The 9,081-nt window shown below is 61.4% G+C and carries 6 protein-coding genes; 1 reads left to right on the forward strand and 5 read right to left on the reverse strand.

Annotation, left to right across the window (positions count from 1 at the left end):
- Positions 1–52: 52 nt before the first annotated feature.
- The 5 genes from EJA72_RS19985 to mrdA all read right to left on the reverse strand — a co-directional run bounded on the left by EJA72_RS19985 (position 53) and on the right by mrdA (position 7,691).
- Positions 53–1,342 (reverse strand): NAD(P)/FAD-dependent oxidoreductase, encoded by a 1,290-nt coding sequence (locus EJA72_RS19985; protein ID WP_157713097.1) that lies wholly within the window; start codon positions 1,340–1,342, stop codon positions 53–55.
- On the reverse strand, positions 1,339–2,016 hold the full coding sequence (locus EJA72_RS19990; RefSeq protein ID WP_157713098.1) for a S8 family serine peptidase: 678 nt from the start codon (positions 2,014–2,016) through the stop codon (positions 1,339–1,341). Before EJA72_RS19990 ends, EJA72_RS19985 begins: the two co-directional genes overlap by 4 nt.
- Positions 2,006–3,724, reverse strand: a complete 1,719-nt coding sequence (locus tag EJA72_RS19995) for an ABC transporter ATP-binding protein (RefSeq protein ID WP_157713099.1) — start codon at positions 3,722–3,724, stop codon at positions 2,006–2,008. The genes EJA72_RS19990 and EJA72_RS19995 overlap by 11 nt, the downstream gene beginning before the upstream one ends.
- Positions 3,724–5,628 carry a sigma-54-dependent Fis family transcriptional regulator gene (locus EJA72_RS20000; protein WP_157713100.1) on the reverse strand — a complete coding sequence of 635 codons (1,905 nt, stop codon included), beginning with the start codon at positions 5,626–5,628 and terminating at the stop codon, positions 3,724–3,726. Before EJA72_RS20000 ends, EJA72_RS19995 begins: the two co-directional genes overlap by 1 nt.
- A gap of 170 nt (positions 5,629–5,798) precedes the next feature.
- Positions 5,799–7,691 (reverse strand): penicillin-binding protein 2, encoded by a 1,893-nt coding sequence (mrdA, locus tag EJA72_RS20005; RefSeq protein WP_157713101.1) that lies wholly within the window; start codon positions 7,689–7,691, stop codon positions 5,799–5,801.
- 275 nt (positions 7,692–7,966) lie between these two features.
- Here mrdA and EJA72_RS20010 point away from each other — a divergent pair, with 275 nt between their 5' ends.
- Positions 7,967–8,890, forward strand: coding sequence for a TIGR03571 family LLM class oxidoreductase (locus tag EJA72_RS20010; protein ID WP_157713102.1), 924 nt, complete (start codon positions 7,967–7,969; stop codon positions 8,888–8,890).
- Positions 8,891–9,081 lie beyond the last annotated feature (191 nt).

The raw sequence follows: 9,081 nt of genomic DNA on the forward strand, positions 1-9,081 counted from the left end.
CCCTGTGGGAGCGAGCCTGCTCGCGATGAGGCCAGTTCGGCCACCTCAAATATCAGGGCTTGAACCCCTGCCCCAACAACCACCCCCGAACCACCCGCCCCTGCTCCACCGTCAAATCCGCCAACACATGGTCCGCGGGTTCGGTCCGCAACCTGCGCACCAACGGCGCCAACTCCACCCCTTGTACATGCCAGATCCCCAGCGGCTGATCCACCGTGATCACCACCTCGGCCTCATCCACAAACCCGCCCTTCAGCACCGGCGCCCGCTTGATCCGCAGCGCGCCAAAATCCGGTTCAGCGTGGGCCACTTCCGCATCCGGCCATTGTCGCCGCGCCTGCCAGAAAGGCCGTTCTAACCAACGCTGCTCATCGGCATAAAAGTCCCGTCCGATCCGCGCGAACCGCAAAAACAACTGCTCCACCCGTTGCTGGTGAAAACGCTGTGCCAGCGCCGCTCGCTCAGGTTTGCGCAACAGGGTGTTGATCACCGTCGGCGCCTGCAACGCCGAGGACAGCGACTGAAAAATCCCGTTGCCCGACAACGGGTCCACGGCCATCGCTGCATCGCCGACGCGGATCCAGTGTTCGCCACAAACCTGCGGACTCAAAATGGCCGTGCTGCTGCGGGCATGCAACTGCAGATCCGTATCTGGCTCATCCCCGAAAAACGTCCGCGCCAACGCGCTACCTTGCCGCCGTTCCCGACAGTAATCGAGCAACTGCGCCTTGCCCGGCAGCTCGGCACTGGCCACGTCCACGGTCCATTGCCAGTAACACTGGCCGTCGGCGCGCCGAGCCATCCATGCCCAGCCGTCCTCAAGGCTTTCCACGGCGCTGGCCGTTGCACCGGGCGTGCCTTGCCAGCGATTCAACAGGCTGACCGTTTCCGGCCCACGCAGCCCCTTACCGAGCGCGGGCGCCTGGCGTCCACGGGCTTCGACCAGAAAATCCGCGACCAGCACCTCGCCGCCTTCGATCTCGACCCGATGTTCTGAAGGCGAAGACCGAACGTTCAACACCCGCCCTTCGATCAGCTCGACACCGGCCAGGCGCAAGTCCTCGCGCAGGCCCCGGTCGAAGCGCGGACGATCCAACAGGAATTCAATGTTTTGTGCATGCTGCTGACCATTCCACGACACCTGTCGCTGAGACGGCAGCGCCGCGTCGGCCAGGGCGTGATGCAACCCGGCACCGCGCAGGGCGTCCAGCACTCGGACCGACACGCCTTCGAGCGCCGCAAACCGGCGCCACTCGCTGACCAGGGTCACGGGATAACCCAGCCGCCGCAGCCCCAAGGCCACCGCCGCACCCGCAGGCCCTGCACCCAGAATCAGAATCATGGCCCGGTTCGCCGTTCCGGACCGCGATAGCGGGCATTCTCGCGCAGCCACTCGATGAGGCGTTCATTGCTCGCACCGGGCTGCTGGACCAGAAACCCTGCAATGTGCCCGCTCAATGCGGCACACCCGAGGCTGGCGCCGGACTGGCCGGGATACGTGCCATGCACACAGGCGCCGAAGTCCGCCTGAGCGCTGTCGAGCCATGACCATTCCTGTTCCGCACAACGCGCATCGCCCGTGACCCGCAGCACCTGAGGATAATTCGCCGGGTAAACACCCTCACCCTGAGCCGGGCTGGAGGCGCAGAGCAAAACACCCCGCCCTACCGCCGCCGCGCAGGCCTCACGCAACAGGCTGCGATCCTGACGCAAGCCCAGGCTGAGATTGATCATCCGAACGTCCTGCGCCACCAGCCAGTCAATCGCCGTGGCAATCTGCAATGCGCTGGTGACCCCGCGCTGATCAAACACCTGAGCCACACAAAACACCGCCGAAGGCGCCCGCCGGCCGATGGCTTCGATCACCGCGCTGCCATGGCCGAGCGGATCGTCGCGCAAATCGCCCTGCGCCAGTCCATCCTCCAGCAATGAAAAGCGCCGGCCCGCAATTACTTGCGCCCGTTGCGCCGCCGAGTGGCCGCTGTCGACCACGCCGATTCGCAGTTCAGGCTTCATGCAGCACCGTTTTTGAAGTCAGGACGCCGTCGACCAATTCAAAACGCAGATCGGCATCGGCCAGCGTCGAGGGGCGATGGCTGATGAGGATCCGCGTGCGCCCGGCAAACAGTCGGTCTATCGCCTCGATGACTTCGCGCTCAGTCGCTTCATCCACCGCCGAAGTGGCTTCGTCGAGCACCAGAATCAAGGGGTCCTGCAACAGTGCCCGGGCGATGGCGATGCGCTGTTTCTGCCCGCCGGACAACTGTTGCCCACGCTCGCCCAGCGGACTGTCGAGGCCTTCGGGCAAGGACGCAATCAGGCTGTCGAGTTGCGCCAGCCGCGCGACTTCGGCGATGGCTTCGCGGCTCGCGTCCGGCACGGCGTAGGCCAGGTTGTCGGCGAGACTGCCGCGAAACAGCACGATGCCCTGACTGACCACGGCGATCCGTCGACGCAACTGGAACAGGTCCAGATCGCGCACATCGACCTCCCCCAGCAACACCCTGCCGGACTGGGGGTCGTGGTGCCGTTGCAGCAGGTCGATCAGGGTCGATTTGCCGACGCCGGAGCCACCGCTCAGCGCCACTTTCAAGCCGTAGGGAATACGCGCTTCGATACCGCGCAAAGTCGTGGGCCGACCGGGATGGCTGAAGTGCACATCGTCGAACCGCAGGTCGCCACTGGCGGGCATCGGCTGCGGTGTGACGGGCGTGACAACGGTCGGCTCTTCGCCGCGCAATTCCATGACACGCCCGAGGCTAACGGTCATGCGCTGGATCGCAACATAGAGACCGAGCAGGCTTTGCACCGGCCCGACGGCCATGCCCAGATAGGTAGAAAACGCGATCAGCGCACCCAATTGCCAGGTCCCCTGCACCACCCAATAGCCGCCGATCAGAAACGCGCAGGCCCGGGATAAAGAGGTCAGCGTCCCCGGCACGGCCTGGGTGAAAAACTCCGTGACTTGCAGGCGCAGCAACTGGCTCATGTAGCCCTGGCCCAAGGCTTCCAGTCGCCGCGATTCGCGCTGTTGCTGACCGGCAGACTGGATGAACTTCATCACCGGCAAGGTCTCGACCATGAACGAGGACATGTCCGCCGAACGCTCGCGCAGCTGCCGCACATCGCGCTCGACCTTGCGCCGCATCCAGCGCAGCCAGAGCACGTCGAGGGGAATCAGCACCAGCGCCAACAGCGACAGCTTCCAGGACAGGGTCAGCAACATCGCCACCGCGCAGACCAGACCAATGACGCTCGACACGGCAGAGAACAGCGAATCCACGGCGAAGCGCTGGATCTCGGCGACGTCGCCATCGAGGCGCGACATCAGGTCGCCGATGCGCCGTTGCCCGTAGAAGCTCGGCGACAGGGTTTGCAAATGCCGATAGAGGTCATCACGCAACGAAAACAGAATCCGCCCGGAGAGCCGTGTATGCAGATAACGATTGATTCCCGACAACCCTGTGCCCAGTAACCCCGCGACGATCATCAATCCCGCAATCAGCACCAGCTTCGGAAAATCGCGCGCCAGCAGGCCATCGTCAATCAGCAGTTTGGTCAGCCAAGGTTGCACCAGCACCAGCAGCGAAGCGCAAACCGACAATCCGAGAAGCCCGGCAATCGCCAGCCGATGCGGTCGCACAAAGCTGTAGAGCCAACGCAATGCCGCTTGCAGCGCGTCGGGGTTCTGGCTGTCGATCAGCCGAACGATCAGGCGCTGCATCACGAACGCAACTGTTTGAGTTTGCGATAGAGGGTCGCGCGACTGATGCCCAGGGCGTCGGCGGCGGCCGTGACGTTGCCCTGATGACTGTCCAGGGACTGGCGAATCAGCTCCAGTTCATTTTCGCGAATACTGCCCGACTGGGGCCGCTCGCTGGCGTTGAGTTCGTCGAGCATACTGTCGGGCAAATGATCGAGGGTGAGCACGGTTTCCCCCGGTTCGCGCATGGCCAGCGCGGTGCGCAGCACCATCTCCAATTGACGGATGTTGCCCGGCCAGTGATAGGCACCGAGCAAGCGATTCAAATCGTCATGCAGGACGACCGTCGGCGCGTCGAGCCTGGCCAGCAACCGGCCGACCAGCGCGCTGAAATCCTCACGTTCACGCAGGGCCGGGAGCATGACGCTGATGCCGTTGACCCGGTAAAACAGGTCTTCGCGGAAGTGTTTTTCTTCCACCAGGCGCTTGAGGTCACGGTGGGTGGCGCAGATTAGGGCAACGTCGATATCCTGCTCTTCGCCAGCGCCCAGCGGTGCCACTTTTCGGTCCTGCAGGACTCGCAGCAGCCGGGCCTGCAAGGGCAGTGGCATGTCGCCGATTTCATCGAGAAACAAGGTGCCGCCGTGGGCCTGTTGCAAGCGCCCTACCATGCCGCCGCGACGGGAACCGGTGAAGGCGCCTTCGCGGTAGCCAAACAGCTCGGACTCGATCAGGCCTTCGGGGATCGCCGCACAGTTCACCGCGACGAAGGGTTTGTCACAACGGGTTCCGGCCATGTGCAGCGCACGGGCGATGACTTCCTTGCCGGTGCCGGTTTCACCGAGCAGCAGCACCGGGAGCTCATTGGCCAGGCCCTGCCGGGCCATGCGCAAGGCCCGGGCATAACGAACATTGCTGCCGGCCAGGGTGTCCAGATCGGGTGGCGATTTGGCGGTTTTCGGGGTGCTGCGCGCAGGGCTGCTGGCATTGATCGAACGCTGCGGCGCGCGCAGGGTTTTGTAGAAAAACTCACCTTTGGCGGTCTGCAGGCTACCGACACCGTCCTGATGCAGGCGCGCTAATAGTTGCAGGCCGTCGACACCGAGAAACTCTTCGCAACGCCGACCGATCAATGCTGAACGTTCTGCGTGGAGTAGCTGGCAAGCCTGGGCGCTGACCGCCAGGATCTGCCCGCCCAGACTCACGGCAAGCAGGCCCTGCCAGGGCGACTCGAGGTATTGCCGACGGCTATGGAACGCCAGGACGATCTGGTCCGGAAAACTGGCGTTGAACACTCGGCTTTCAATCTGGCTGACCGCCATGGCCAGCAACGCGGTGCTGTCGTGGGCGCGGCCGAGCGGGCCTTCTCGGGTCAAATCAAGCACGCCGAGAATATCGCCCTGAGGGCAATGGATGGGCACCGAAGTACAGGAAAAATCAGACAAGCGATCAAGATAATGTTCGCCGCAATCGATCAGCGTTGGCCGGGCTTCGACCAGCGCAGTGCCGAGGGCGTTGGTGCCACGAGCGGCTTCGCTCCAGCAGGCGCCGAGGGTGATGTCTTGCAGGCCGCTGCCCTTGAGGCGGTCGGCGCGGCCTTCGACGGCCAGAATGGTGGCGTCGGAGTTGGCGAGGATGATCAGCCCTTCCTTACCCTGCCGCTCGGCCAGGTAATCGATGGCCGGCAATGCTGCATCGATCAGCAGCCGATTGCTCGCCAACAGCAGCTCGACGCTGGCGCTCGACTCCAGCGCCAGTTCATGTTTGCTATTGAAATGCACGCCATGACTGAGGCTGCGTCGCCACGAGGCATCGATTTCCGCGCGCAACACGCCATCGGGGACTTCGCCCTCCAGGTGAAGTTTTTCCCGGGCCAGCCGGGCTTCAGGGTGCAGCTTGGGGGAAGTTGTTTTTATGAGTGTCATCAAGCGCTCCGGATCGGTCCGCCCTGCGCTTTTTTAAGTTCAGCGCCCTGCCACAATGTTTACGTTAACGTAAGGTCAATGGCAAGTGCCTTACAGCACTTGTGTTTCATCACAAGCGCCGTAAGGTTTCGAACCGGCCCTTCGTGCGAGTGGGCCTGCTCGCGGCAGCCTTAAACGTGAGGATCGCCAGGCGGTTTGGCGGGCGCGGCGTATTGCGGCTTCAGGTGACCGTCCTGATCAAGCAGCCAGGCGTCCATGATCTGCCGCACCACGGGGCCGGCGACACGACCACCCGCCTCGCCGTTTTCGATCATCACCGAGATGACGATCTTCGGGTGCTCCGCCGGAGCGAAACCGACAAACAAGGCGTTGTCGCGGTTACGCTCCAGGGTTTTCGCCCGGTTGTAACGTTCGCCCTGCTTGATCGCAACCACTTGCGCGGTACCACTCTTGCCGGCGATGCGGTACTGAGCGCCAAGCGCTGCCGCCCGTGCAATCCCGCGAGCATCGTGCATGACCATTTGCATGCCGTGGTTGACCTGCTCCCAGTCGTGGGGATTTTTCAGCAGAATGTTGGGCATCGGATGCTCATCCACCGGTGCAATACCGTCGACGGTTTTGGCCAGGTGCGGGCGGTTCCACACGCCTTTGTTGGCGATCAGCGCCGTGGCCTGGGCCAGTTGCAGCGGGGTGACCTGCATGTAGCCTTGACCGATGCCGAGGATCACCGTCTCACCAGGGAACCAGGCCTGACGACGGGTAGCGCGCTTCCAGGCCTGTGACGGCATGAGGCCAGCAGACTCTTCGAACATGTCCAGCGAGACCTTCTCACCGAGGCCGAACATGGCCATGTAATCGTGCAAGCGATCAATACCCAGCTTGTGGGCGAGGTCGTAGAAGTAAGTGTCGTTGGAACGCATGATCGCCGCGTCCATATCAACCCAACCGTCGCCACTGTGGTTCCAGTTGCGGTATTTGTGATCGTAATCCGGCAGTTGGTAATAACCTGGGTCGAAGACGCGGGTCTGCGGGGTGACGACGCCCGCGTCGAGGCCGGCAATGGCCACTTCAGGCTTGATGGTCGAACCCGGTGCGTAGAGGCCACGCAAGACGCGGTTGAACAGCGGTCGGTCGATGGAGTCGTGCAGCGCCGCGTATTCCTTGAAGCTGATACCGGTGACGAACAGGTTCGGATCGAAGCTCGGTTTGCTGACCATGGCCAGCACTTCGCCGGTCGACGGATCGAGTGCAACCACCGAGCCACGGCGATCACCCAAGGCATCTTCGGCGGCTTCCTGAAGTTTGACGTCGAGGCTCAGGACGATGTTTTTGCCGGGAATCGGATCAGTGTGCTTAAGCACCCGCAGCACACGACCCTGGGCATTGGTTTCTACTTCTTCGTAACCAACCTGACCGTGCAACTCGGACTCGTAGAATTTCTCGATGCCGGTCTTGCCGATCGATTGCGTGCCGCGGTACTCCACCGTATCCAGGGCCTTGGATTCTTTCTCGTTTATACGACCGACATAGCCGATCGAATGCGCAAAATGCGCGCCCAGCGGGTAGTGGCGGACAAATTGCGGTTCGACATCGATGCCCGGCAAGCGGAACTCGTTGACCGCGAGCACCGCGATCTGTTCTTCGCTGAGTTCATAGAACAGGGTGACGGGCACGAAAGGATGCCGCGCCTGCTTCATTGCCTTGTCGAACAGGGAGCGGTCTTCAGCCGGCAACTGCAGGAGGCTGATCACCTCGTCCAGCTCCTGTTTCACATCCGAGGCGCGTTCACGGGTGATGGTCAGGTTGAAACTGGGCCGGTTGTCCGCCAGGAGGACGCCGTTTCGGTCATAGATCAGCCCACGGGTCGGGGTAATTGGCAGGACATGGACGCGGTTGTTTTCGGAGATCGTCGAGTGATAGTCAAACTCGACGACTTGCAGGATGTACATGCGCACAACCAGGGCGCAGGAAATCGCGACGACAAACAAGGCGCAGGCGATCAATCGCTTGTTGACCAGGCGCGTCTCTTTTTCGTGATCCTTGATGGGTATCGGTTCGGGCATTTCTGCAGCAGCTCTTTGACTAAAGGGAACACCGATCCGTGGGTTTGAAAGCAGTCCATTAAAAAAACGAGCTGCACCATACCAAAAACTGCCCGGTCACTTTAGTTCGATTTCCTCTAACGGTTGTCCTTGAGCGTTCAAACGACGGCCTTGGGTAGGTTAGTTTGGTTCGGTTTCGTGCTTTTTGCTCAAGATTGATGTTCCCATTGATGCGTTTTTCTTGCGGGTAAGCCTGTAGATACTGGGTGCATGTCATTCCCTTTATGGAGCTTTCCATGCACTCGCGTTTTCAACGACTACTTGGCTCGAAAGGATTTTCCATCGGGCTGGAATTACCGCTGGATAACGATTGGTCCAGTGCAGGCCAGCAGTTGAGGCTTGCTGAGGACAGGCCGTTTGGCGTGCCCGATCTGAAGCAGCACGCTGCCATGGCGAGATTGGCCGACAAGGCCGGTTTCCGTGCGCTGTGGGTTCGCGACGTGCCCGTTTACGACCCTGATTTCGGCGATGCCGCGCAGGTGTTCGAAACCTTTTCCTACCTTGGATACCTGGCGGGCATCACCGACAACATTATGCTGGGGACGGCGGCTGTTGTGCTGCCTCTGCGTCAGCCTTGGTTGACGCTTAAGGCGGCCAACAGTATCGATGAGTTGAGTGATGGACGGCTGCTCCTTGGCGTGGCCAGTGGCGATCGTCCGGTGGAATATCCGTTGTTTGGCGTGGACTACGATCAGCGGGGAGAAATTTTTCGCGATACGGTCGAGCTATTGCGCAGCCAGGGCGAAGGGCGGCTACCCATCGGCACCCGATTGCTTCCGGAGCGTGATCAGCCGGTACCGTTACTGGTAGCGGGTCTTGGTCAGCAATCCCCGGCCTGGATCGGTGAGCACATGGATGGCTGGCTCGCCTACCCCGGCACTCCGGATGAACATCATCGTCGAGTGGGGTTGTGGCGGGAGGTGGGTGGCGATAAGCCGTATATCAGCTTCGTTCATCTGGATCTGGCAGCCAACCCTCATGCACCGATGCGCCGTGTTCGTTTCGGCGGCAGCTGTGGGCGGTTGGCGTTAATCGATGAGCTGCAAGCATTACGCGATGCGGGTGTGCAACATATTGGTTTACACCTGCGCCGTAGCGAGCGGCCGGTTGCGGAAGTAATCGAAGAGATTGCGGAATACGTGCTGCCTAAGTTTCATTAATGATGTTGCTGGAGTGAGGGGTAGCCATTGGGCTATCCCTTTTTTCGGAGCACTTTCCTGCGGACAAAACAAAACCCCAACTGCTTGCGCAATTGGGGTTTCGGAATTTAATCTTGACGATGACCTACTCTCACATGGGGAAACCCCACACTACCATCGGCGATGCATCGTTTCACTGCTGAGTTCGGGAT

Source organism: Pseudomonas sp. PB120, assembly GCF_009761815.1.
Lineage (GTDB): Bacteria > Pseudomonadota > Gammaproteobacteria > Pseudomonadales > Pseudomonadaceae > Aquipseudomonas.